General features: G+C 40.9%; 22 protein-coding genes. 5 read left to right on the plus strand and 17 right to left on the minus strand.

What is annotated here, in order from left to right:
* The first annotated feature begins 87 nt into the window (after positions 1–87).
* Positions 88–1,143, plus strand: a complete 1,056-nt coding sequence (locus ACQV1I_RS20075) for a ketoacyl-ACP synthase III (protein WP_094701114.1) — start codon at positions 88–90, stop codon at positions 1,141–1,143.
* Positions 1,144–1,185: 42 nt separating this feature from the next.
* Here the strand turns inward: ACQV1I_RS20075 and ACQV1I_RS20080 are convergent, their stop codons facing one another.
* The 15 genes from ACQV1I_RS20080 to ACQV1I_RS20150 all read right to left on the minus strand — a co-directional run bounded on the left by ACQV1I_RS20080 (position 1,186) and on the right by ACQV1I_RS20150 (position 16,173).
* The gene (locus ACQV1I_RS20080) at positions 1,186–1,881 is read right to left on the minus strand and encodes an SdpI family protein (RefSeq protein ID WP_018673166.1); all 696 of its coding nucleotides are present in this window, start codon (positions 1,879–1,881) and stop codon (positions 1,186–1,188) included.
* Positions 1,882–1,945: 64 nt separating this feature from the next.
* Complete coding sequence (locus tag ACQV1I_RS20085) at positions 1,946–2,794, minus strand: YtnP family quorum-quenching lactonase (RefSeq protein ID WP_116334244.1); 849 nt, start codon at positions 2,792–2,794, stop codon at positions 1,946–1,948.
* A 248-nt stretch (positions 2,795–3,042) separates the two neighbouring features.
* Positions 3,043–3,339, minus strand: coding sequence for a hypothetical protein (locus ACQV1I_RS20090; protein WP_018673169.1), 297 nt, complete (start codon positions 3,337–3,339; stop codon positions 3,043–3,045).
* 626 nt (positions 3,340–3,965) lie between these two features.
* The gene (locus ACQV1I_RS20095; protein WP_026315291.1) at positions 3,966–4,634 is read right to left on the minus strand and encodes an MgtC/SapB family protein; all 669 of its coding nucleotides are present in this window, start codon (positions 4,632–4,634) and stop codon (positions 3,966–3,968) included.
* Positions 4,635–4,757: 123 nt separating this feature from the next.
* The gene (locus tag ACQV1I_RS20100) at positions 4,758–6,269 is read right to left on the minus strand and encodes a hypothetical protein (protein WP_116334245.1); all 1,512 of its coding nucleotides are present in this window, start codon (positions 6,267–6,269) and stop codon (positions 4,758–4,760) included.
* Positions 6,270–6,964: 695 nt separating this feature from the next.
* Positions 6,965–7,879, minus strand: coding sequence for a BadF/BadG/BcrA/BcrD ATPase family protein (locus ACQV1I_RS20105; RefSeq protein ID WP_236645802.1), 915 nt, complete (start codon positions 7,877–7,879; stop codon positions 6,965–6,967).
* 9 nt (positions 7,880–7,888) lie between these two features.
* Positions 7,889–8,977, minus strand: a complete 1,089-nt coding sequence (locus ACQV1I_RS20110) for a DUF871 domain-containing protein (RefSeq protein WP_116334246.1) — start codon at positions 8,975–8,977, stop codon at positions 7,889–7,891.
* A gap of 17 nt (positions 8,978–8,994) precedes the next feature.
* The gene (locus ACQV1I_RS20115) at positions 8,995–9,330 is read right to left on the minus strand and encodes a PTS lactose/cellobiose transporter subunit IIA (protein ID WP_026315292.1); all 336 of its coding nucleotides are present in this window, start codon (positions 9,328–9,330) and stop codon (positions 8,995–8,997) included.
* Positions 9,331–9,379: 49 nt separating this feature from the next.
* Positions 9,380–10,534 (minus strand): anhydro-N-acetylmuramic acid kinase AnmK, encoded by a 1,155-nt coding sequence (anmK, locus tag ACQV1I_RS20120; RefSeq protein ID WP_104149757.1) that lies wholly within the window; start codon positions 10,532–10,534, stop codon positions 9,380–9,382.
* Position 10,535: 1 nt separating this feature from the next.
* Positions 10,536–11,867 carry a 6-phospho-beta-glucosidase gene (locus tag ACQV1I_RS20125; RefSeq protein ID WP_116334247.1) on the minus strand — a complete coding sequence of 444 codons (1,332 nt, stop codon included), beginning with the start codon at positions 11,865–11,867 and terminating at the stop codon, positions 10,536–10,538.
* Positions 11,868–11,943: 76 nt separating this feature from the next.
* Positions 11,944–12,231 carry a hypothetical protein gene (locus ACQV1I_RS20130; protein ID WP_104033695.1) on the minus strand — a complete coding sequence of 96 codons (288 nt, stop codon included), beginning with the start codon at positions 12,229–12,231 and terminating at the stop codon, positions 11,944–11,946.
* 139 nt (positions 12,232–12,370) lie between these two features.
* The gene (locus ACQV1I_RS20135; RefSeq protein WP_094701106.1) at positions 12,371–13,648 is read right to left on the minus strand and encodes a PTS sugar transporter subunit IIC; all 1,278 of its coding nucleotides are present in this window, start codon (positions 13,646–13,648) and stop codon (positions 12,371–12,373) included.
* Between the two features lie 62 nt (positions 13,649–13,710).
* The gene (locus ACQV1I_RS20140) at positions 13,711–14,016 is read right to left on the minus strand and encodes a PTS sugar transporter subunit IIB (protein WP_094701105.1); all 306 of its coding nucleotides are present in this window, start codon (positions 14,014–14,016) and stop codon (positions 13,711–13,713) included.
* Positions 14,017–14,246: 230 nt separating this feature from the next.
* Complete coding sequence (gene murQ, locus ACQV1I_RS20145; RefSeq protein WP_094701104.1) at positions 14,247–15,146, minus strand: N-acetylmuramic acid 6-phosphate etherase; 900 nt, start codon at positions 15,144–15,146, stop codon at positions 14,247–14,249.
* A 175-nt stretch (positions 15,147–15,321) separates the two neighbouring features.
* Positions 15,322–16,173 (minus strand): MurR/RpiR family transcriptional regulator, encoded by an 852-nt coding sequence (locus ACQV1I_RS20150; protein WP_094701103.1) that lies wholly within the window; start codon positions 16,171–16,173, stop codon positions 15,322–15,324.
* 204 nt (positions 16,174–16,377) lie between these two features.
* On the opposite strand from ACQV1I_RS20150, the gene ACQV1I_RS20155 reads away from it, so the two are divergent.
* Entirely contained in the window at positions 16,378–17,847 is a 1,470-nt protein-coding gene (locus tag ACQV1I_RS20155) for a peptidase (RefSeq protein ID WP_116334248.1), read from the plus strand.
* A 286-nt stretch (positions 17,848–18,133) separates the two neighbouring features.
* Here ACQV1I_RS20155 and ACQV1I_RS20160 read toward each other — a convergent pair whose 3' ends face one another.
* Entirely contained in the window at positions 18,134–19,135 is a 1,002-nt protein-coding gene (locus tag ACQV1I_RS20160; RefSeq protein ID WP_116334249.1) for a M23 family metallopeptidase, read from the minus strand.
* A 226-nt stretch (positions 19,136–19,361) separates the two neighbouring features.
* Here ACQV1I_RS20160 and ACQV1I_RS20165 point away from each other — a divergent pair, with 226 nt between their 5' ends.
* The gene (locus tag ACQV1I_RS20165) at positions 19,362–20,087 is read left to right on the plus strand and encodes a response regulator transcription factor (RefSeq protein WP_116334250.1); all 726 of its coding nucleotides are present in this window, start codon (positions 19,362–19,364) and stop codon (positions 20,085–20,087) included.
* A complete protein-coding gene (locus ACQV1I_RS20170) occupies positions 20,084–21,901 on the plus strand; it encodes a sensor histidine kinase (protein WP_116334251.1) in 1,818 nt (605 codons plus the stop codon). The genes ACQV1I_RS20165 and ACQV1I_RS20170 overlap by 4 nt, the downstream gene beginning before the upstream one ends.
* Before the next feature lie 135 nt (positions 21,902–22,036).
* Here the strand turns inward: ACQV1I_RS20170 and ACQV1I_RS20175 are convergent, their stop codons facing one another.
* On the minus strand, positions 22,037–24,037 hold the full coding sequence (locus ACQV1I_RS20175) for an FAD-dependent oxidoreductase (RefSeq protein ID WP_116334252.1): 2,001 nt from the start codon (positions 24,035–24,037) through the stop codon (positions 22,037–22,039).
* A 134-nt stretch (positions 24,038–24,171) separates the two neighbouring features.
* Here ACQV1I_RS20175 and ACQV1I_RS20180 point away from each other — a divergent pair, with 134 nt between their 5' ends.
* Positions 24,172–25,083, plus strand: coding sequence for an NAD(P)-dependent oxidoreductase (locus tag ACQV1I_RS20180; protein ID WP_236645803.1), 912 nt, complete (start codon positions 24,172–24,174; stop codon positions 25,081–25,083).
* The last annotated feature ends 13 nt before the right edge of the window (positions 25,084–25,096 follow it).

Consider the following 25,096-nt stretch of genomic DNA (forward strand, 5'->3'; position numbering starts at 1 on the left):
TATTGACTTTTCATTATTAGTACCTGATACTAATACCAGATAATAAAATAATTCATTTTCAATTAAGTAAGAAATGGGGTCTTACCGATGTCTGCTTACTCGAATACTTTTACAAACTCTTCTTCACAACATTTTGGTCCGCATGCTTTGTCCTCTAAAGCCCGTATCACCGCTATAGGCTCTTACGTTCCAGACAAGCGACTCACTAATTTTGATCTAGAAAAATTAGTAGAAACTAGCGATGAATGGATTGTTAGAAGAACTGGCATGCGAGAGCGACGCATAGCTGAACCCAACCAATTTACAAGTGATCTTTGTCTACGAGCCGTTCAGCACTTGCAGCAAGCGTATGATAAAGAAGTAGAAGATGTTGATTTCATTCTTGTATGTACCTCCACCCCAGACTATGCTTTTCCCAGTGTAGCTAGTCAGTTACAGGCTAAGCTATCAATTCGTTCAGCTGGAGCACTTGATCTAAATGCAACATGCGCTGGCTTTGTCTATGGATTACACATGGCAAATTCCCTTATAAGTAGTGGCCTACATAAAAAAATTCTTGTAGTAGCCGGCGAGACGTTATCAAAAGTAACTGACTATTCCGACCGTAATACCTGTGTTTTGTTTGGAGATGGCGCAGGTGCAGCACTTGTAGAACGTGATGAACAGAACCCTAGCTTCCTTCATTCCTTCATTAGTAGCAATGGTAATGGCGGGATTCATTTATATCGTTCAGGTCTTTCTAAACAAATGGGAGATGTAGAACTTCTTGGGAAGGGAAATATCTATCAAAATGGACGGGAATTATATAAGTGGGTGGTCTCGCAATTACCTCAAGGAATGAACCAACTGGTAGCGGAAAGCAATTTTTCCTTGTTAGATGTAGATTGGTTCGTGCCACACAGTGCTAACTTACGAATGATTGAATCGATTTGCGAAAAAAGTGGATTTCCATTAGAGCGAACACTACACAGCCTGGAATATTTCGGAAATACTTCCTGTGCTACCATCCCCCTTGCTTTAGATATGGCTTTATCTACCCAACAAATTAAACAAGACGACACAGCTATCCTATACGGATTTGGCGGCGGTTTAGTTCAAGCGGCTTCCCTTGTTCGTTTGTCTTTAGATACACGAAAATCATGATTGCATCAAAAAGGACATGTAAAAAACCATCCCCTTCGAAGCCTAGGCTTCTAGGGATGGCTTGTTCTGTTTTCCTTTCCCACGGCGGAAATATAAGTAGGAGTAAATATAAGTAGATAGAATCGTTAGACACACGGAAGAGATGATTAACACCAAGCCCAGCCATCCTGGTAAATACGGACATAGCAGATAGACTACACCTGTCAGCATCCAGAATACGGACAACTTACGATGAGTATTAACCCAGACCTCTTGTTCAGTTTTGGTCCAGGACGTACGCATACCCAACGGATGTAAATACGATATCCACGGCAATAAATATCCATAAACTAACAAAATAATACCTACTAGAATCATGATATACATTTCCATGCCTATAGGAATAAGTAAATTTTGCAATATCAATAAACAATACATCGTACTAAATACTACTGCTTGAGCTATTCGTAATAAATCAAAGCAAATCTCCATCTGTTTCGTCTGCCGTTCTCGTTGGCGAGAGATCGTAATAAATGCTCGTAACAAAATGGGTGCTACGATTTGGACAAGACTAAAAATAAGGAGAAACAGCAGTTTATCCTGATAGTATCCGGTCTTTTCCCCAATCCTCGTCGCTACTAATAGCTTATCGGGCATTTGGGTGTAAAAACCGATCGCCGCAATAATGGGAGACAGAGTAATCAGTACCAGCATAAAGTCAAGCCAATACCACACTCTTTGCGCACGATGCAATTGCATGTTGTTTCACCGCCATTCTTCCTTTTAGAAACTTAATTTTTATCCCTTTAGAGTGAAAAACACCTTAGTGATGGTTAATTGGTATGGACTGAAGCATCTGACCTTGTTCATTCCATTTCACTGCTCGATACTTGGCATCATGGTAAAAAGTAAACCACGCCTGTTGGGCTATCATTTCCTTCAACCATTTTTCCTTTGCATAGATAGACGTCATTGGATAATCATCATAAGCCATAACCCAGAGTGGGTTCTGGTGTGCATGTGTAGGCATAATATCCGCCATATGACAAGCTTTCTCACCTTTACTTTCAAACAAAATGATAGCATGTCCATCACTGTGACCGCCTGTATGTACCATTTTTATTTCTGGCACAATCTCTTTTTGGTCGGCATATATGCACACTTGTTTCTCGATGGGGCGCCAATTATCTTCCCAATACGTGTTTCGAGATCTGATATTAGGAGAACGTAATTCATTCCATTCAATTTCGTTGATATAAATAGTGGCATTAGGAAAAGTAGAATAGAGACTACCATCTTCTGCAACACTTACTAATCCGTTTGCATGATCATAATGCATGTGAGTCATCAGAACCATATCAATGTCTTCAAAAAGTAAGCCGACTGCCTGAAGAGATTCTGATAATTCCGATTCCTCAATCAAACCAAAGTTACGTTTCTGTTTGTCATTTAAGCGATTTGTACCCATTCCCGATTCGATCAATATATTTTTTCCGTGAACTTGTACAAGAATAGGGTCGGAACGTAGCGGAATTTGATTGAGTTCATTAGAAGGGTAGCGTTTACTCCACAAAGCCTTTGGAACAACTCCAAACATCGCTCCTCCGTCTAACTGGGTCATTCCACCCTTCATCCACGTTAGTTTACAATCACCAATTTGCAATGTATTCATGCTACTCCTCCTCTAGCCATTTCTCACACGCAACTCTTATCTCTACGTTACACCAAGACAGCTTCCTGGTAAAGAAAACTTCCTTGATTAGATTGTTTTGTGGATAAATCTGAAAAATTTGTAGGCAAGGAAAGCCTGATAAATTAAAGCCTATGAATACCATCATAAATTTATTCCTATCTGCTTAAAAACCGATAAAAGAAAGACACCCGATGAGGGGTGCCTATGTTAAATTGAGCCTATTATACCTACTTTTCCTGAAAAACAACTGTTTTTGATAACCCAATTATTTCTACTGCATAATCACTAGATACTGCTTCCATAATAAATTGAAATTCTCCATCAGATCTACGCAAGATCATTTGTGCTATTTTTTCTGATTTCTTAAACAAACTGATAGCATGGTCATTTTCTGGATAGCCATCCCTCGTTGCTATAAATCGACAACCTGCAGGCAAACAGAATCTCCAACCTTTTACTCGAATATTCTGCTGTTGTGCATTAAGAAAATGACGCTTCCCTAATAATATCATGTGCTCGCCCATTTCCACGCCACCTTCACCCTAAAGGGCTATAAAGTTATTTTTATTGTGCAATGAAATCGTTAGAAAAGAAAGTGCTTCGACAAAAACTCCAATAAAGCGACAGCATAAGTAAAACACTGTAAATACTTTACATTTAAAGATAAATTTGTGCGATAAACTAACAGCCACTCCCTGTCCGTCTCATCGCACCTGTTATTTACAAGTGTATAATCCCTATCTTATGTATTTATTTCCAAATTTTATGCAAGAGATATTTTAGTAATGTCTAAACTTAAATCATCTTGAAGCAGGAATAATATGAAATCTTATTTATATTTTCTGAAAATTACCTTTTGTTTTTCTTTTTACTCTAAACTTTTTTCTTTATCGTTCGACATTTTCCTCTAATTTCGAGCCTTTTTTCATTATCAATTTTTTGCTATTATATTTTTTTCGGTATTGCTTCCTATTCCATCTCCTTGTGAGGATATCTATAAAAGAATTATGATAACTTTCTCAAAAAACCCAATTATTACGTTTGAGAAAATACGAATAACCAAGTAAACTAAATCATGGATAGTCTGATATCCGCAAGTATTTGCCCGCCTAAAACATGCAGATTGGCGGGCATTTTTCTATTCATCGGATTATTTATCCATACGTACAAATGTAACCCCACTCATATCTTGAATTTCTAGCAGCATGTGATTTATTTCTGTAGAGATCTGTGCCTGAATCTGCAAATCTAGAATTGTTTTTGTGTCCTCTTGTTCATTGGGCATTTCAACTTGATAGGTCGTAATTGTAACTCCTTTATTGGCCAATTTATCAATAACATCCCGTACGTGGTTTTGTTCCTGCAAATGAACAACTAGGTGCATCGTTTTGGGAAATAGCAATTGTAAGCTACGATCTAGGATTTCCAACCCAATCAACACCAGAATCGTGGCACAAAACCCGATGCCATACATACCTGAACCGATAGCAAGTCCAATACCCGCTGTAGCCCACAAACCAGCTGCTGTTGTTAAGCCACGAATAGACTGTTTTTGTACTAAGATCGTCCCAGCTCCAAGAAAGCCAATCCCACTCACCACATTGGCAGCAATACGACTTGGATCTAGTTTGACAGAATCCCCTAAAACATCAAAAAAAGCATATTTAGAAACAATCATGATCAATGAACTGCCCACCGCTACTAGGAAATGGGTACGCAATCCCGCAGCTTTCTGTCTACTTTTACGCTCAAATCCAATAAGCGCTCCACATAAACCACCAACAAATAAACGTAGGAGTAACTCCCATTCCATCTTCATTCCCCCTCACATTCTCTATACCCTTATTTGTAGTCCGTTAAAACCAAATCGATGTCATAGGAAAAACAGCAAAAAATCTGACTCTCGTATAAGAGAATCAGACTTTCTATAGCTACCCTTCTCTCAATTCGGTTCTAAAACATATGAATATGGTACATGTAAAAAGGAAAGTAAACGGTTTTGTCCCTCTTCTTCCTGAACATCTTGAAGAATTTCGCTGATCTCCTTTTGAACAGACTCATAACGAAGCTGGTGCTGCTGTTCTGATTCAGCACTACCTTCATGCTCCATTATCCAACCTGCTACTTGCTTTGCTACAGGGAAAAGAGCCTGCTGAATTTTCGTATAACTCACTGATAATTCGTAATTATTTTGCTCTAGAAGTTGATCAGAGCGCTGTTCTAAATATCCACGAATCTCCGCCAGACGTGACAATAATTCTCTCCATTTCCATAGTTGCTTATGCTGTTTACGTTGTTTCGAATCTAGAAGTGGGAACGGCTCACTGGATAGGAGAGATTGCACGTCTGGCCACGGTTTTTTCTGAAGTGATTCCTCCAGCTTTTTCATGCAATACGCATGAGCAGGTAGCAACTCTACCGTTTCTCTGAAGGCAGGTAACGTATTTCTTGCATAGCTTTTAACCCCCCAAGCACTATGAGCTTGTAGAGCTTTCACAAAAGAAAAACAATGTGTATGTAATGATTTCAGTTCCCATTCCTCTAATTCATGATTAGACAAAATCGTTTGTTTGACGATATTATCTGGAATGTGAGAATTCCCTTCCCCCAATTGCATTCCTCTCTTCACATAGGTCCGCAATGTATCTCCTGTTAAAGAAGAATCCTCACTTCCTTGGTAAAGCTGAATCCGGAAGGCAGCAAAATCTTCAAAGCCCTGCATATTTCCGTATCCATCATCAATAATATGCAAGTCTGTCTGTACTTCCATTAGCTCACTTAGTACCTGTTCTTCTAATGCATAGATACATCCCTCGATGTGAGTCCAATAGCTTCTACATTCCGCCTCTGATCCCAGTACCCTTTGATACACATCGTGAAACAAGAGAATATGAGCAATCTCATGAAAATAATTTTGGAATGGAAATTTGAGATTTTCCCCACGGAGGTAGGAGCCTGCATTCTGATAAATTTTCCCGTGTTCGGGCCGGAACAAGGTAGGTAATGTGGAATCTATGTCTAAAAAGAGCTCGATGCCAGCGTTATAGCTATTTGCCCATACGGCTAGGTAGGTTGGACTTAATAAAAGTGCAATAGAATGGTTGGTAATTTGTACAGGCAGATTAAAATGTAGACCATTCGTTTCTTCCTGCAAAGATAACCATGTCATTCCCACTGCCAAAGCCTGATACAGCGCAAATTCACCTTGTGTAACCGAACGTCGTGCATACAGCTGTAGCTGTCTAAGGCAATTCGTCACACCTTCTACTTCATATGTATATTGTTGTTGAAACTGTTCAAGAGCCTCTGCAAAATCTTCGTGCTCGATCGTTAAAAATACATTAATTCCATCTACCCAGAGGTCCGAACCTATTTTAGACTCCAACCATTGATCGGTATGATGTGCTAGCTGACGCAGTTCTTCATAACGCTGTATCATGTGAAAGGAATTCATTTTATCCTATCCCTTCTTCAAATTGATAGAAATGCCTTCATCCAATAAGAAAACAAGAGCACGCGTCATACAATACGTGCTCTTGCCTTAAACATTATTTTTTACAAACCATGGTAATAATTGGATGATGCATCACTTTAAGTTCAGCTACTTTTTCATTGTTAACCGTAATTTTTACAACTTTTTTCACAGTAAAAACTCTCCTTTACGTTGAAAGATACTTTTACTTTTTAAAAAAAGTACTACATTACAAACAAACATCAACAACTACACGCCACATTAAATCTTTCATTTGCTTTACATTCTTATTATCCGAGAGTTCTACTTTTACTACTTTTTTCATCATTCACCCTCCTTATAACTAGACTTACATGATAGGAGTAAAATCTATCAATATCGTTATTATGATAGATTTTTCTGAAAATTTCAATAATATTACAAAAATTTTATATTATACTATTTTTAGTGGGTAAATTACACTATTTAAGTTACATCTTCAGCTAATTTCTTGGGTATTTTCACATATAGCTAATGAATAAGAACTGAAATATGGGACAATGGAAATAAAAAAGGAGCGATAGAGGGACAAATTCCTTTCTACTACTCCTGATAAACTTGATTTTGGATTGTTTATTTTGTTCTATCCTACGTGGCCGTTTTGCTCTGATGCTCTATCTGTTTTGCTCACTGCTTACTCACTGCTCACTCATTGCTTGCATTGCCAAATAATAAGCCCCTTTAGAAGAACAAACCTCGTCTATAACAAATACGGCGTCTGGTATCAATTTTTTTACTTCTTTGTAAAACGCCTTTTGGACAATGGTAATCTTGGTCAATACACTACCCTTTAGAGCAATGGAAACAGGTGCTTCAAACTTGGATTTATGATACAAACGAATCGTCATTTGGGCCAAATATTTCCCTGCCATCCGTAGAATTCGTTGCGCATTCGGCTCACCCGCTTCCGCTTCTCTTACAACTAATGGGGTTAGGGCTGCGATTTTATCCTTTGAAGAAGAATAGACAAAGCCTTTCATCTGTGCTGCCTTTTGGATCTTCAAATTTTCGACCAGCACCTGGCCTAATGAACTGTATTCTAGTCCACACTCTTCCTCTAGGATCAACTGACGTAGAGCTTCAATTCCAATCCAATATCCACTACCTTCGTCACCTAGTAGATGCCCCCACCCTCCCGTCATCAAGCTTTGACCTTTGTGCACGCCAAGCGCTACCGCCCCCGTACCTGCTATAGTCAATATACCGTCTTTCCCTTGCAAGCAGGCCGCATGGGCAATTCTAGCATCATTTGTGATCGTGAGGGGTATCCCAAAACGCTCTTGTAGACTTGTTTCTACTACTTCCCGATGTGTTCCGCCCTCAATTCCGGCTAGCCCCATAAATAAATAGACACATTCACTATCATCAACAATTGCACTCTGGCATTGTTCAATGGCTTGGATCATATGAGAGATAGCTGTCTCTGTATGCACCAGGACATTACCGTATCCGCTCTCTGCCCTAGCAAGCTCTGTGCCTTGAAAATTGTAGGCTACTGCTATTGTTTTCGTTCCGCCGCCATCAACTCCGATGATATAGGCCAATTTCTTCACTCACCTTATTTACGCTTTTTCCACAAACGCAAACTTACCCCATGGCTGTAATTGATCCAACAAGAAAATTTCTTCTTCAGCAATACGACCAACCACATTTGTTTTACCTGAATTCTCCATATCCTGCAAAGCTAATTGTAGTTCTCCTTTGTACTGTCCATATAGATTATTTTCCACCAGTACATCTCCACGGCGAATGTGTGGTGTGTTTGATGGCGGGAAATCCTCTTGCTTATATTTCACGCGAGACTGTGTGGAACGAATCAGGTAATCGGAAACGTCCCCACGATAAAAATGTGGCTCTTCTAATACAATCTTTTTCTCAAGAGATGTAATACTCTCATGTAGTTCGACCCTAAATGTTAATTTATTAGGATTCACTTCACTTACTTCACGCAGCTCAGACTCTGACGCATAAGCATTTGCGATAATGATATCGTCAATCAGCCCCATTGAATACAGGTGTTTAACCTGTGTACCGATAGGGAGCGTACGGTGCATTTCCAGTGAGCAAAGCCCCTCAGTCACGGGCCATGGTCCAAACGTAGCTGCCTGCGAAGTAACAAACGCCGCTGTTCGAATTCCTTTTTCTTTAAATTGTCTGCTACAAGCTTCAAAATGCTTCAATGATAAACCTGCATACCGATGAGGATAAAAGTTATGTGAGCCCAAAATATTATCTACTTGAGGCTGGTAGGTCATGATATTATCAATGTATTTCGTTCCACTGCTCATATTTAACTCAATTTTTAGCCCATATGGATTATAGGTCATCATCGCTTCTTCATGACCAGTAAATCCCATATCAAGACGAATGCCATAAGCACCTAGACGATGGAAAAAGGATAGATCATCATAGGAAATGCCCAGTTTACCAAAAACACGCGGTGCTATATCTACGATGACTTGCATACCTAGACTATTAGCATAATCAATGGTTTCTTTAAATTCCTGCACGATTGTCTCAGCATCACCCTCAACAGACAATAGGCAAGTAAAAATCCGTGTGAAACCATACCGATGGGCTAGTGCGATATACGCTTTGTCCTTCTCGACTGTACTATGTTCAGGGTAAATAGAGATACCTAGCTGATGCATACCAAACCCTCCCTTGTCTATTTTGAAGTCTCTGCTTTTACTTTTTGTAAAATACGAATCATATGCTCAATTAGCTTTTGCTCACTCATTGAGGTCATAAGATGGTCTTGTGCATGAATCATTAATAATGTCTTCTCCGCAGGTGTTCCGTTTAATTCAGCTTGAATTAACTCTGTTTGTGTGTGGTGAGCAAGTGTTAATTCTTCCTGTGCCTGCTTCATCAACTCAGCCGCTTGATCAAAGTTATACTCTTCGGCTGCTGACAAGGCTTCAAAAGCAAGACCACGAGCATTTCCACTGTGGACGATAATTTCGAAAATGGCTGTTTCATTGTTATTGATTTCGTTGTTCATTTCGTTTTGCATCTTGATCCACTCCTATTCATATCCTACTTGCTATTCTTTACACGCTTCTCGGAGGATACGTTACGTTCCCCAAAATAACAGGTTCCCGGGCCCCTGTTGCAGTTGGTACATTGCTTGGCAGGCGGTGTAATGTTTCATGGGCCAACAACGCAAATGCAACTGCTTCCTTAGCCTCGGATGACAATCCGACATCTTCCTGTGTGATAACTTTGCACGTATTCCCCAGCTGTTGTTGTAACATGGAGAGTAGCGTTTTATTATAGCTACCGCCACCTCCAATAATCACCTCATCCACCTGTAATGTGGGAAAGATAAATTTCTTGTAATGATAAGCAATGGAGCTAGCTGTAAACATCGTCATGGTAGCAAGTAAATCGTATGGGGATAGATGGGTATTTTCTCGTATGATCCTCTCTACAAACTGCTTCCCAAATAGCTCTCTACCTGTAGATTTAGGTGGTGCTAGCTGCATATAATCGATGTTCATACACTGTTCAAGCAACGCCTCATTCACAACTCCTTTAGCCGCCCATGCCCCATCCTTATCATAAGCTGTACCGAAGCATACTCGACATATCTCATCAATAATCATGTTACCTGGACCTGTGTCAAAGGCATACACATCATGTAACTGAGCTGCTTTAGGAATGACGGTTACATTACCAATCCCACCAATGTTTTGCAACAGCCGCGACTTCTCCTGATCTCGGTACATGATCAGCTCAGTGTAAGGTACAAGAGGAGCTCCTTGTCCTCCAGCAGCCATGTCCATGGTGCGAAAATTGGAAATAACAGTTGTGTTGGTACGATAGGCAATTATTGCAGGTTCACCGATCTGCAAAGTGGATGCTACATACTGCCCATTTGACTGGGGCTGATGATAGATTGTCTGACCATGGGAACCAATGACAGAAACACTGGTAAAGTCAAGCTGATTCCGCCTACAAATGGCTTCTACGGCATCAGCAAATAATTCTCCCAGTTTAAAGTTAAGACTACAAATTAACTGTACGTTCGAGCGATCAAGTGACAAGCTATCCACAATCTCCTCGCGCACAGACTGAGCAAATGGAAGTGTCATGAAATCAAGTAGTTTAACCTGTGAGTCATAACCCTTTCCCTGAATATCGACCAGGGCTACATCAATGCCATCCAAAGACGTACCTGACATAAGTCCGATCACGTAGGCCATATCAAGCTTGCTCCTCTTTATAAAATTGAGGCAGATAATCACGATGTGCCTCTAACAAATCATCTAGAACAGCCTTAGCTTTTTCATCACTTGGCACTAGAGGATTAATAGTTAATGCCAACAATGCTTTCTCATAGGAACCAGTCACAGCCGCCTCTGCTCCTACTCGTTCAAACGATTTAATCTGTTGAACAAGTCCATTAATAGCTGTAGGTAACTCGCCTACTGTGATTGGTTTTGGGCCTTCCTTCGTAACGATACAATTCACTTCTACAGCCGAATCATTAGGAATCCCCTGAATGGTTCCATTGTTTCTAACATTTAATGTCTGAATATCATTTGTTCCATTATACAAAGAGGAAATAAGGCTACATGCGGCATCACTATAATACGCACCACCTCGTTTTTCCAATTGTGGAGGTTTTATTTGTAGATGTTCATCCCGATATAGCTCAAATAGGTCGTCTTCCAACCGTTTTACTACCTCTGCTCGCGTGGTTCCTGATGCGAATGCTTTTAATTCCTCTGCTAAAATATCTTGTGTTTTATAGTAGTAACGGTGATATGGGCATGGGATCACTCCTAATGCTTGCAAGAAAGCTGGTTCCCAAGGCATTGGAGCGATATTACGCATAGATAATTGTTTTTTCGGGTCAGCCAACATGTGCAAGACCTGCTCGGTTACATCCTTTCCATCAACAGTAGCGCGAAGTCCATATACAAGATGATTAAGTCCAGCAAAATCAATATGAAGTCGTCCTACATCAATATCAAGCATCTTTGCTATCGTCATCTTTGTGGTAATAGGTACGTTACAAATACCAATGACTTTAGAATGCTTACCATAACGCAATAAGGCTTCTGTTACCATACCAGCCGGATTGGTAAAGTTAATTAGCCACGCATTCGGACAAAGCTCTTGCATATCCTCGGCGATTTGTAACAGCACAGGGATCGTACGCAATCCTTTAAATAATCCACCTGCTCCATTTGTTTCCTGGCCAATCATGTTATGCATTAATGGAATCCGTTCATCCTTAATCCGCGCTTCCAGTAATCCAACCCGCATCTGTGTCGTAACATAATCAGCGTCCCGTAGAGCTTCCCTGCGATCCAACGTTAGATGAATCTCCATCGGTACTTGCGCTTTTTTGACCATGCGTTTGGCTAATTCACCCACAATGTGTAGCTTCTCTCGTCCTTCTTCAATATCTACCAGCCATAATTCACGGATTGGCATTTCAGCATATCTCTTAATAAAACCTTCCACCAACTCCGGAGTATAGCTAGAGCCACCACCGATCGTTACAATTTTAATCCCTTTTTTATTCATCTTAGTTTCCCCTCTCTGTCCCATTTCTCCTATACTTTTCGTAGATTTCTAGTCTTTTGAGGAAATATTAGTAAGCTTAATACAAGTAAACGAGATAATAACTAGCCGCCGTACAAACCACCAATGAACCGATGATAAATGTGATGGCCTGCTTACGACTTTTATATTTGCCTTCAAAGTAGAGCATGACCATGCTAACTCCTGCGCCTCCAGCCAAGCTATTTACTAGAAACAGACTTGCTCGTTGGGATAGTCCCAACCACGTCAGGAGCGGGGTGAGTAGTAAATTTAAACCCACAACAAACGTAAAAAAGAAAAAGGCGCTTTTCCAACGAAATTTCATAAGCTTGTTGCTCTCTTCCATTGTCCATTCCTCCCCTATATGTCGTACAACCCTTGTTACTTATTCCTCATGTATGCTACTAAAACAAAAGAGACGTGGACAAAGAATGCCATAAGCTCCCTTTGCTCCACGTCCCCCCTCTCTTTATCTTACATCATGTTTAGATTGTTGCTGTTTCCTCAGCTTCTCTTTCTTGTTCCACTACTTTTTTGTCATACATTTTAAAGAATGGAATGTAGACAAGGAATGAAATTAGGATATTAATTACGACCAGTATAATGGCTCTCCAGTCCCCACCAGTTGCCAGATAAGCTCCAATTGGTGCTGGCAGTGTCCACGGTACCATGATGTAGGTCGGATTCACCAACCCGAGCACAGTAGCATAATACGACAAGGAGGCTGTAATAACGGGAACAATAACGAAAGGTATAATCAGCACTGGATTTAACACAATTGGCATCCCGAAAATAACTGGTTCGTTAATATTGAAGATCCCTGGTACAATGACAGTTTTCCCTAATGTCTTGTGATAGTTTGATTTGGCAAACAACAGCATGCACAGGACGAGACCAAGTGTCGCACCAGATCCCCCAACCCAGACAAACCATTGAAAAAATGTTTCAGGTGCCACGTGCGGAATCGCTTGACCTGCGGCAACGGCCTCAGCATTTTTGGCCAAATACACTTCCCATAGTGGACGGGCAATCGTACCTACAATGGAAACCCCATGGATACCAAATGCCCAGAAGAAAGTAATTAAAATGACTGGGATTAAAATACCTGGTAAGCTATCTCCTGCTTTAACTAACGGTGCAATAATTTTATCAACAAGTCCATGTAAATCAATTTTGAAGACAACAGTAATGATTGTCATGACCAGAAGTACTATTGCTACTGGAATCAAGGCTTCAAAGGAACGTAGCAAGGAAGGTGGTACCTGATCTGGAAGTTTTATCATTAAATTCCGCTGTTTACAGAAACGCAACACCTCTACGGCAAAAATAGAAGCTAGCATCGCTACGAACAAGCCGTGTCCGCCCAGATTGGTCATAGGAAGAACAAAACCTACACCATCCATCACTTTAGGCGCAATCGTCATTAGAAATGCCATGATTGCTAATTGTGAACCGGCCAACGGATCAAGATTATAGCTCTTCGCTAGATTATGCCCAATCCCAAATGAAATGTAGAGCGACATGATAAACATCGTCAAACGATATGGAATTAGAATTTGACCTGCATTCTCTTTTGCCCACATGGTAATTGCCCAATCTTGTGGCAACGGTGGAAAAGCGATGATTAAGAAGAAACTACCTACGATAATAAACGGTAAAGCGGAGATAACCCCGTCGCGGATTGCACGTAAATGTCGTTGTTCAGCGATACGAGCAATAGGACCTGACAAGTGTTTATCTAGAAATTGCACAAAAGCGTCCATGTCTTACTTCCCCCTTTACTCCTGCGTACATCCTCTTTACAAGAAATGTTCTAGGTGTCTGATTACTTTGCTACTTCTTGTACTTTTTTAAATAATATTGCTCCACCAAGTGGTGTGTAGCCTTGAGGTGGAATCAGTTCGCACGGCACTCCCGCTACATCCGCCTCTTGTTTTAACTGATCAAAACGGTGACGTACCTGAGGAGCTACCATGGCTACATTCCAGCCATTTTTCACTTCCTCAGCAAATTCTTGTGTACTGACAGCCTTCACTTCCATCTCTACTCCATGCTTATCTGCCTCTTTTTTAAGAGCGTTTACCACAATAGCACTGGACATCCCTGCGGAACATACGAATAATACCTTCATTATGATTCCTCCTTTTGCATGTATGAAAGTTTTTTGTAACCTTTGATGGATAAAGCACTTGCTACAAGAGCGGGGGAAGCCCTTGGATACCAGCAGTTAGGTTTATATACAAACCTGATGATATCGGAATACTTTTCGATAGCTGCTTAGTACCTGCCTTTAGTGTTACACCCCACTATGCATGTTGTCGAATCGATTTGTTTATAATGGTTGTATTTCTACTTGCGTCACTATTCTGACGGTTGCTGTAGGGCATGCTGGACAAATCCTTCATACTTTTGCAAGCGCTCTAGCGCTTCTTCATACTCACATCCAGCTAAAATCATCACGATTGCTGCTTTTACATTCTTGTTAGCCTTTTCATAGAATTCAGTAGCTTGCTCGTAACTAACCTCTGTAGCCTGCATAATAATCCGTTTGGAACGTTCCACCAGCTTTAGATTGGTTGGCTGAACATCTACCATCAGGTTTTTATACACTTTGCCAACGCCAATCATTGAACAGGTAGAGATCATATTTAACACGAGCTTCTGTGCTGTACCCGCCTTTAGTCGGGTGGAACCAGTCAAGATTTCAGGACCCGGAACTACCTCGATTGCTACATGAGCAAAATGACTAATCTCCGCACCCTTATTGCAAGCGAGGCTGGCCGTGCTGGCTCCTACACTGCTCGCGTACTGAAGAGCGCCGATAACATAAGGTGTACGTCCGCTGGCAGCAATCCCAATAACGGTGTCTTTGTCAGTTAATCCAATGGCTTGCAAATCATTTTTAGCAAGCTCAGCATTATCCTCGGCACCTTCCACCGCAACAACAAAAGCCTCTTTTCCCCCGGCAATCACTCCTTGTACCATCTCAAAATCAGTACCAAAAGTAGGAGGGCATTCCACTGCATCTAGGATTCCTAATCGCCCGCTGGTACCAGCCCCTATATAAATGAGTCGCCCACCTTGTTTAAAGGATCGGATCACTAGCTGAATGGCTCTTTCGATCTGTTCCAGTTCAGCTGCAATGGCGAGTGGTACCTTTTGATCTTCTTCATTCATGATTTTCAATACGTTTAGGATCGTCATCTGGTCCAAATTCATCGTTCTATTATTACGTGTCTCTGTTACCAATTTCTCCAGCATGCGCTCACCTTCTACTCCTATTTTGTTTCCGCTTTCATTTTACCACTTTGAAATAAAACGTCAATTATTTTATTTAATTTATGAATCAACATTTCATTATTGAACAAAAAAATAGGTAGGCAAAAGAGCAAGGATGCAGCATAAAGGCAAGCATCCGCGCATCTAGTCTCCCTTCCTACCTGCTAGACTTTAATACCTCTTCACGAATTTCATTAAAGTGCTCAATTACCGTTTCTCCTATTTGATTAAACACGCTGACATATAAGGCATCCACAATCGTTAAATGCATGATTCTGGAAGCAAAACTACCTACACGAAAATCCTGTTCAATGTTTGGCGTACATAGTTTAATATCAGCTTCTTTATACAAAAGAGACTTCGTTAAATTGGTAATAGCGATAACGGTTACTTGTTTCTTTTTTGCAAAACGTACGATTTCCAGTACCTCTTTTGTATTACCACTTACGGAAATGGCAATCAATACTTCCCCTTTTTTCATATTGGACACTACTGGAAGCATCATATGAAAATCGGTGGTCATCTCAGAATAATAGCCGATTTTTCTAAACTTATGACAACCATCCAAAGACACCACTGAAGAACCACCTACACCATAAAAAACGACGCTTTTCGTTAGTAAAATGGCCTCTATGGCTTTTTCTAATTCCCGTTTATCGAGAGAAGTTGATATTTCCTCAATCGCAGTCTTATTGTGATACTGGACTTTTTGAAACAATTCATATGGCTCATCCTGCTTTTTAATGATGGAGAAGTCGCTCATATTCATATCTGAGCGGGTTAAATCCCGAACTAGTGCCAACTTAAATGCCTGAAAGCTACTCATCCCAATTGATTTACAAAACCGAACGACACTCGCTTCGCTTGCCCCCGATTGTTTGGAGATTTGTTTTGTTGTCATAGTTGGAATTAATTCGGCATGATTCACAATATAGCTTGCTACTTTTTTCTCTGCCTGCGTAAAGCTGCTTAACTGACTTTCAATCTTGCTTACAATCATGGAATGCATCTCATTCTCCTCCGTTCTTCTCTAGTTTTACCACATCTTACCTAGTTTGTAATAGTAGAAACTAATCTACTAGGATAAATCACAATTAAATTTTTATATTAAATTCAAAAAAATGTAATAAATAGGAATGGAATATTATGTAATATATTGATAATATAGTATTTGAGGTGTTAACTTCATCACAAAGGGAGGTTTATTATTTATATGTTAAAAAAAGTGTTATTATCTGTCGCTATTCTCTTTACAACCGCTTTTAGTAATGTAAGTTTTGCCAAAGAAGTAGTAGAAGAGAAAGAGCAAGTGAAAGAACAAGTGAAAGAGCAAGAGAAAGAGCAAGAGAAAGAGCAAGTGAAAGAGCAAGTGAAAGAACAAGAGACAAAGAAAAAGCAAGACAAGCCCCTTATTAAAGAAGTAGATTTAGGCTCAGAAAAACTAGGAAAACCTCTAGGAGATAAGCTAGTTGTTGAAGAAGGTGCAGAAGACCTACTTGAGCCTGAAGAAAAGACTGTCGACATTGATGACACTCTGTCGGCCGCCAAAAAGAAAAAATCCGCTACTGCCGAAGCTGAGGCAGAAAATACGGACGCAAGTAACGCTAAGCCAATCACAATCGACTCCATTCACTCGGGTACCATCAATAAGGAAGGCGAAATTAGATGGTATGCTTTCTATAATACTAAGCCTGGAAAATTAACCGTTTTCCTTCAAACGGTTCGCTCCACTGACGTCAATTATGATCTGCATTTCTTTAAATTAAATGAAGATACCATGAAACTTGAAGAAGAAATTATCTCCTCCTATCAAGCAGGGAAAAACGAACAGGTTGCCCGCATCGCCCCTGAAGGCTATTACTACATAGCCGTAAACTCAGTTCAAGGCTTTGATACAGCTAATACATTTGCTCTCGTAGTTAAACACTCCACTACCTACGACACCTCTGAACCCGATGACAACGCATGGCTCGCTCATGAGAAAGAATCCACCACCTTTACCAATACCCAAACCATTGATAACCCATTCGATGAAGATTGGAGCTACTTCCACGTACTAGAACCAAAATCAATCTCTGTCACTTTAAACAATCAAATTCCAGGTACCGTTTATCGTGCAGATATATTAGATGCAGCAGCAAATGTACTCGCCAGCCTCGATCAAAACAAACAGTATCTCATTAATTTCCCTAAAGGTGACTATTTTGTCCGTGTTCTCTCTTCATCAGGCTATAGTGATTCTCAAACCTATACGTTAAGTGTTAAAGACCAATCAGTAGCTAGCTCTGTTGTAATCAGTAGCATTAACTCAGATGGAGGTGTGGAAGGATTAGTCGATTATTCACAAGGAAAAAAATGGAGAATTAAAAATAATATTACCGTACATGGAAAAGCATTCGATGCCAATGGTTACCCCGCTTATAACGTTCCCATTACGGTTTATGTCGTGACGCGTCTTAATAATACGGTCTATTCAGGTACAGGAACAGCTGATGCGAATGGTAATTTTAGTATCGCTGTTAACGGAATTGGTCCAGCTATCGGTCAAAACACCCACTACCTCTACTCATTTATACACTATTATGATGTGATTCCGCTTGTAGTAGCAAGTGGATCAACGAAGCTGAATTCTAATGTAGACAGTGTCTATCACTTCGCTTACTCGCTTTATAATAGAAGCTAATAAATCCCTATCTGTGTAGATAAAAAACGTAGTAAGAAGCTTTATACTCATGCTTCTTGCTACGTTTTCTTTATTCCTTGCAATCAAAATTAAAATGTTATTTATATCATTTTGTTGGTTCTCTGATAAACCAATGCAAATCTATGATGCCCCCGGCAAAAAAAAGCTGCCGAGGTATCTCGACAGCTTTCACTTGATTGCTAGACTACATTCTTTTGGATGTCATTAGGTCTTGGTCTTGGTCTTGATTCTGCATCATTATAAGTTACTGCCAGTTCGTAAAAATCTATGAGCCCTTCTTCATGATCTCGCCACGTATCGGGTTAACATTCCCTTCCCATTTAATACGAACTGACTTATTCTCCATAACCTCAGGTGAGTTAGAGACTTGAAAATGAATATGTGCTTCACTAGAATTACCTGAATTTCCACACAGGCCGATGACCTCGCCTCGTTTTACCTGATCTCCTCCTTTTACTGTAAGAGAGCCTGTTTTTAAATGCGCAGTGACACTGTACTCGCCATTCCCATGGTCAATAATCACATGATTACCGAGCAGTTGTGTTTTATTCGTCGTGCCAACTGGGTCATTATCAGGGATTTCGTTTTCCACCTTCACTACCTTTCCGTCTGCCGCAGCACTTACCTCCTGCCCGTAAGCATAGTAGCTTTCATTCTTAGTAGGGTCACCCTGATGGGACTTTCCTTGCTTCATGATAACCAAATCGTAGGCATAGCGTTGACTTTCATAATCATAGTGATAGTTAAATAATTCATTGGTCCCTCCCCAGAAGACAAACCAATCCTGTTTGAGAGGGGGAGAATAGACATTTTTGGTGAAGGTTTGATCTGTCTGTGGAAAAGTTTTGAGCGGCATAATTTGAAGCCCCCCAATTTTTTGTTGTTGGTCAAATATAGCACTTAATCCCTTTGTCCCACTTTGATCAAGCCACAGATATTGCTGTTGTCCATCACCTATCGGTACAGTAGCCTGTAAAGTATAGCCTGTTATTCCTTCCTGAAAAGGATGGGCAATTTGTTTTAGCTGCTCTAGGCTTACTTGCTGCTGAAATTCCTGAGACATTTGTGCATGGATTCGCTCATAATCTTCGTGTAAAAATACATCACCTAATTGCTTGGGCTCGATGGGCTGCATAGTGCTTCCAATCTCCTCTTTTTGCACTACTTGTTCTTTCCCAGACTGATTAACCATCTGTTGTTCGCAAGCAGTGAGACTTATCCCCACCGCAACTACTAAAAGTATGGGTTGGCAAATAGATCGTTTCATGAATAAACCCCTCTCGAAATTTTCTCTATAACCATATCAAAATAACATTACAACTCACGAAACTCTGCCTTACGAGTAGCTTACTTTGTACCCCTGTCCTCCTACTTCCCTCCTTTATTCGTTAAGACTGAGTTAAGATCGAGTGTCTAAAATCCCTTCAGAATCATGGTATGATAAACCCTAGAAGCATTTGGGAAAGGATACATACATAAAGGAGGAATGGTGCATGCTTCATGCACAACTTTTGGTGGTGGACGATGAGCTAGCCATCGGTAAAATGCTAACAACCGTTCTCTCTAAAGAAGGGTTTGAGCATGTGGATGTGGCAACCTCAGCCGAAGATGCCTTGAATGCCTGTCAGATTAAAACTTATGATCTTATCCTATTGGATGTCATGTTGCCTGGAAAAAGCGGAATAGAGATATGTCCATTACTACGATTACATACCAATGCTCCCATACTATTTCTAACAGCAAAGCATACGGATTTAGATAAACTGTCTGGCTTTGCGGTGGGTGCAGACGATTACATTACCAAACCCTTTCATCCTTTAGAAGTGGTCGCCCGTATAAAAGCCCATCTCCGTCGTTATTTACAATCAACAGAACGTGAGCCAGTGCCAATCATTCCGACTACAATCTATGATTTTGGCCATTTTCAGTTAGATGAACAAGCTGGAGAAGTGAGAGTAGCCAACAAGGTTGTCGATTTCCCCGCTCAGGTTTATCAGCTCTTGCTATTTTTATGCCAGAATCCTAATCGGATTTTTAGCAAGCAACAGCTTTATGAACACGTTTGGGGACACGATTCGTTTTCTGATGACAATACGGTAATGGTACATATTCATCGGATTCGTGAACGAATTGAACCAATTCCAAGTAATCCAATTTATCTAGTTACTATTAGGGGACTTGGTTACAAGCTACTCCAGCACGGGGCCAAGTCATTATGAATATGAAGAATCGACTTATCCTTCAATTCATTTCCTTATTATTGGTCGCCTCATTAATCTCAATTGGCTTAGTCACTGTTGCTTTTTCTTTTATGCGCTCCAAAATCAATGAGCTAGAGATGAACCGAGATTTTACTCGTGCAGGTTTATCCAATTTAGTAACCACACTACGCTTAGAGAACGGGAATATTATTTTTGATCCTGACATGCTGGCTCTGGTGAAAAGAACAGGAGGTTGGTTGCAAACTATTGATGAAAACGGAGTAGTAACCTCCAGCTACTTGACCCCTCCTGATGTGCCAACTCACTATAAACCTGGGGAAATTCATGCGATTTGGAGCGGTGAAAAGCAGTTTCCTTACTCTCTGTACATTTGGATTGAACCTAAAGATGGTATAACCTACACACTTTTATATGGGGTTAAATACAGGGAGGCAGAACTAATTAAACAAATTAGCAAAGCTGCAACCCTGCAATCAGACAGATTAGCTATCCCACCCTCCTTAGAACAGGAAATAATTCAACGGAATATGTGGGTTCAAATCCTAGATGCAAACGGGACAGAAATTGCTTCCTTATCGAAACCACCTAATGCCCTGAACCACTATTCTGTGCAAGAATTAACGCTGCGGGTACAGTATCCAGCCCGCTATCAAGAACATCTTTTCACCACCTATGATGATAAAACGGAACAAACCTGGATTCTCCATGTACCTACCACTGCTTCAGGTGAGCCTACAAGCTTGATTTCCCTTGCATCCGAGGATCAGATTGCTGGTGTCACTATCATTGTCCTGCTAATCGCTATCATTACCTTATTTTTATTATTGTCTCTTTGGTATGGACATCGGTTTGGAACACCTATGCTGCATTTATTAGAATGGCTGAAGCAGATCGCGAAAGGAACATGGGAGGAACCCCAAGATAGGAATGGGTTACCTAAAAGTCTCACCAAATCCGGTAGCTATAAACGTAACTATCGCATCTATCAGGAAGTTATGCTGTCTATGCATCATCTTGTTGAATGCTTACAACGTAACAACGAAATTCGAAATCAACTTGAGAAAACTCGTGAGGAATGGATAGCGGGTGTCTCACATGACCTAAAGACTCCTCTTTCCTCGATACTGGGATATTCCAAGATGCTGGAGAATACAACCTATGAATGGACACCGGAAGAAATTCAGGATTTTGGCTCTATTATGAGCGAAAAATCTGCTTATATGGATGCATTAATAAATGATTTGAGCATGACCTATCGTTTAAAAAATGGAGCTTATTCGCTTACTTTTACATCTCAGGATATTAATGAGCTTGTTCGACGGTCTATTATTTCCTTTTTGAATCATCCTCCATTTCAAGAGGCAGCTCTTACCTTTCAACCAGCTTTAAAAACCATTCATTATCCTGTAGACTCGTACGCCTTTCAGCGGATGGTTGATAATGTGATTGCAAATGCCATCCTGCATAATCCTGTAGGTACACCAATTGAAATTTGCTTGGTAGCATGTGAAACGGATGGTCTGGATGCTGAGGGCTTCGCGTTAACGATCCGCGATTGTGGTACAGGAATGGAACCCGAAGTTACCCAGCAATTATTCGAACGCTACTATCGGGGAACGAATACAGAAGGATTGGCCCAAGGAACTGGATTAGGCATGGCAATTGCCAAAGAGTTAGCATTGGCACATGGAGGAGAAATTCAGGTGGCAAGTGAGCTTGGGCAGGGGACGACTATTCAATTTACATTTCATAAAGAGAAAAGTTTATTCCCTTCTTATCATCTAAAAAGCCTCTCTACCCACAGTAATTAATAAAAGTGGGTGAGAGGTTTTTTGAAATATTTTCGTTCGAGCACTTCAATTCTGTGAATCTATGTGATTGGAAAAAAGTAAAGCATGACTTCATGTAGCACTAAAAGTTCCTTTCATGCGCTAGCTTTTTAAACACTACACTTCTCTCCCCACGCTCATGCCCTCCCATATTGCTCGTTTTGCATCCAATTCCCCTGCTTCTTTAGCTCCACCAATCAGATGAACTTTCATATCAGGTGGCAAAGAATCCACAAGAAGCCGATTAGGTGTGCTTCCAGCTGCAATAATTACAGTGTCAGCCGGAATAAATACTTCTTGTTCTTTCTCTATAATACGCACACCATCTGGTAGAATTTCTTTGTACTCAATTTCTGTTTTCATCATTACTCCATGCCTCTTTAATAACGATAGAACAGCCCAACGAGTGGTTTTACCTAATCCGGTTCCAACATGTTTGCCACGGCGTAAAAGCGTGATAGAACGCTTGTTATGTTGCATGTTAAGATATGATTTGGCAGACACGATTCCATACTCCGCCAAGTATTGGCCTGATTCTGCTGACAGGGTGGTGTTCGTTACCAGTAAATGTGATAAATCGCAGGCAATTCCCCCTGCCCCAATGATCACTACCTGTTGACCCACTGGTACCTTTCCTGTAAAAACATCAGCATAGCTTACAACATGTGGTAGCTCTATTCCTGGAAGCTCAGGGGATCGTGGTGTTACTCCAGTAGCTAGAATGACTTCACTCACCCCTTCGGCGACAAGTTTATCACTGGTTGCCTCCTCCCCCAGATGCACCTGTACCCCAAGCCTACGTAACTCATTCTCATAGTAACGGAGCGTCTCCTTAAACTCACTCTTCCCAGGTACCTGACTGGCAAAGTTAAGTTGACCACCCAATCGATTATTCTTCTCCCATAATGACACGTCATGCCCGCGTAATGCTAGCACACGCGCCGCTTCCATCCCAGCTGGACCTGCCCCGATAACTGCCACTTTCTTGATCTTTTCAGCTGGTGTAATGCTGATGTCCCATTCACGCCCTGCTAATGGATTAACTAAACAAGAAGCCGTCTTTCCTTCAAAAATATGGTCGAGACAAGCCTGATTACAGGCGATGCATGTGTTAACCTCAGCAAAACGCCCAGCTCTGCTCTTAGCTACAATATAAGGGTCTGCCAAAAATGGACGAGCCATGGAAACAAGATCACTATGTCCCTCTGCAACGATTTGATTAGCCAAACGAACATCGTTTATACGATTACTAGCAATAACCGGAATGCCAACTGCCTCTTTAATCTCCTTTGCTACCCAGACATAGGAAGCACGAGGAACCATCATTGAAATGGTTGGCACCTGCGACTCATGCCAGCCAATGCCAATATTTAAGGCGTCGATACCTAGTTCCTCCAGTCGTACAGCAAATTGAACAGTTTCTTCTAGCGTTGTGCTGTTCGGCATGACATCAAGTCCAGACATTCGAAAGAGAACAGGATACTCAGGACCAGCAGCTTTCCTAACCTGCCTAGCTACCTCCAGTCCAAATCGTGCACGTCGTTCAAAGTCTCCTCCCCATCCATCTGAACGCTGATTGGTCACAGGTGATAAAAATTGATTAATTAAATAGCCTTCCGAGCCCATGATTTCAACCGCGTCAAACCCTGCTTCCTTTGCTCGACGCGCTGCCTCTGCAAAAGCTTGAATGGTATGTAAAATTAATTCTTCATTCATTTCAAGAGGGGCAGTTCGATTAATTGGTGCTTGTAATGGAGATGGGGCTACAGGATCGAGACCTGTCATTTCCTTATAAGCATAGCGTCCCGCATGGAACAGCTGTAGTGCAATCCTTCCACCAGCTTCATGGACTGCACGGGTCATGTTATAAAGTGGCTGAATATGCTCATCTGCATAAATGTTCGTAAAGCCTGCTCCGCCACCTCCTTCTGGTAGGACTGCGGCCCCTCCCGTAACAATTAAGCCTGCTTCCCCTCTTGCACGCTCTACATAAAAGGCAGTAAGACGCTCGTATCCATGATCTAATGCTTCCAATCCCACATGCATGGAACCCATAATGACACGATTAGGCAGCTGTAGTGTAGCAATTTGAATCGGTTGGAAAATATGCGATAGCATCCGAAATCCCCGCTTTCTATTTTTGAATGAATGTTCACTCATTTCTCTACAGACTTCAAAAATTCCTTTTTTTCTGACTATGTTTGTTTGCCCTGTTATAATAAAACGTAAGCGTAAGCATTAGTAATGTAAAATTGGAGGAGATTACACTGGATACGATTGGATTTATTGGACTAGGTACGATGGGACTACCTATGGTGCAAAATTTACTAAAGGCTGGATTTTCTGTGCATGTTGTTTCGAGAAGTCGTGGTCCTATAGACAAAGCTGTTTCTCTAGGCGCCGTTGAAGCTAAAAATCCTGCTGATTTAGCGGAAAAGGTAGATATTTTACTTACCTGCTTACCTCTTCCCTCTACAATTGAGGAAGTTTATTTTGGAGAAAATGGCATTCTAAGCGCCGATCTGACAGGAACACTGGTTATTGATCACTCAACAATAAGCCCATTATTAAATCAACGTGTGTTTGATGCTATCACAGAAAAAGGTGGATCTTACATGGATGCTCCTATCAGTGGCGGACCTATGGGGGCTACTGCCGGAACTCTAGCTATCATGTGTGGTGGCTTAGAAAACGATTATGAGCGAGCTAAACCAGTATTTGAAGCACTCGGAACAAATTTGTTTTACTTAGGAAAAATCGGTAATGGTAGTATTGCTAAGCTGATGAATAACTACATTATTGGTGTACATACGGCTGCTTTAGCAGAAACCTTCATTTTGGCTACCAAAGCAGGAGTTGATACAACTCAGTTGTATGAGGTTCTATCAGCAAGTACAGGTGATAGCAAAATGCTGCATCGTATCGTTCCATTGGTACACCAACGTGATTTTGATGCACGCTTTAGTAATCAATTGTTATATAAAGACATGCGTATTGCTGGAGAATTAGCAAAAGCCTACGAGTTGGACATGCCTATCAATAAGTTGGCTGAACAAATGTACCAACAAGCTAGCGAAAAATATCCACTGGAGGATATGGCTGCTTTATTTAAAATTTATGAAGAAAAAACTGGAATTATGGTTAAAGAAAAGGCTCTCGATTGAGAGCCTTTTGCCT

It is taken from the genome of Brevibacillus sp. JB24b (genome assembly GCF_051713385.1).
Classification (GTDB): domain Bacteria; phylum Bacillota; class Bacilli; order Brevibacillales; family Brevibacillaceae; genus Brevibacillus_B; species Brevibacillus_B laterosporus.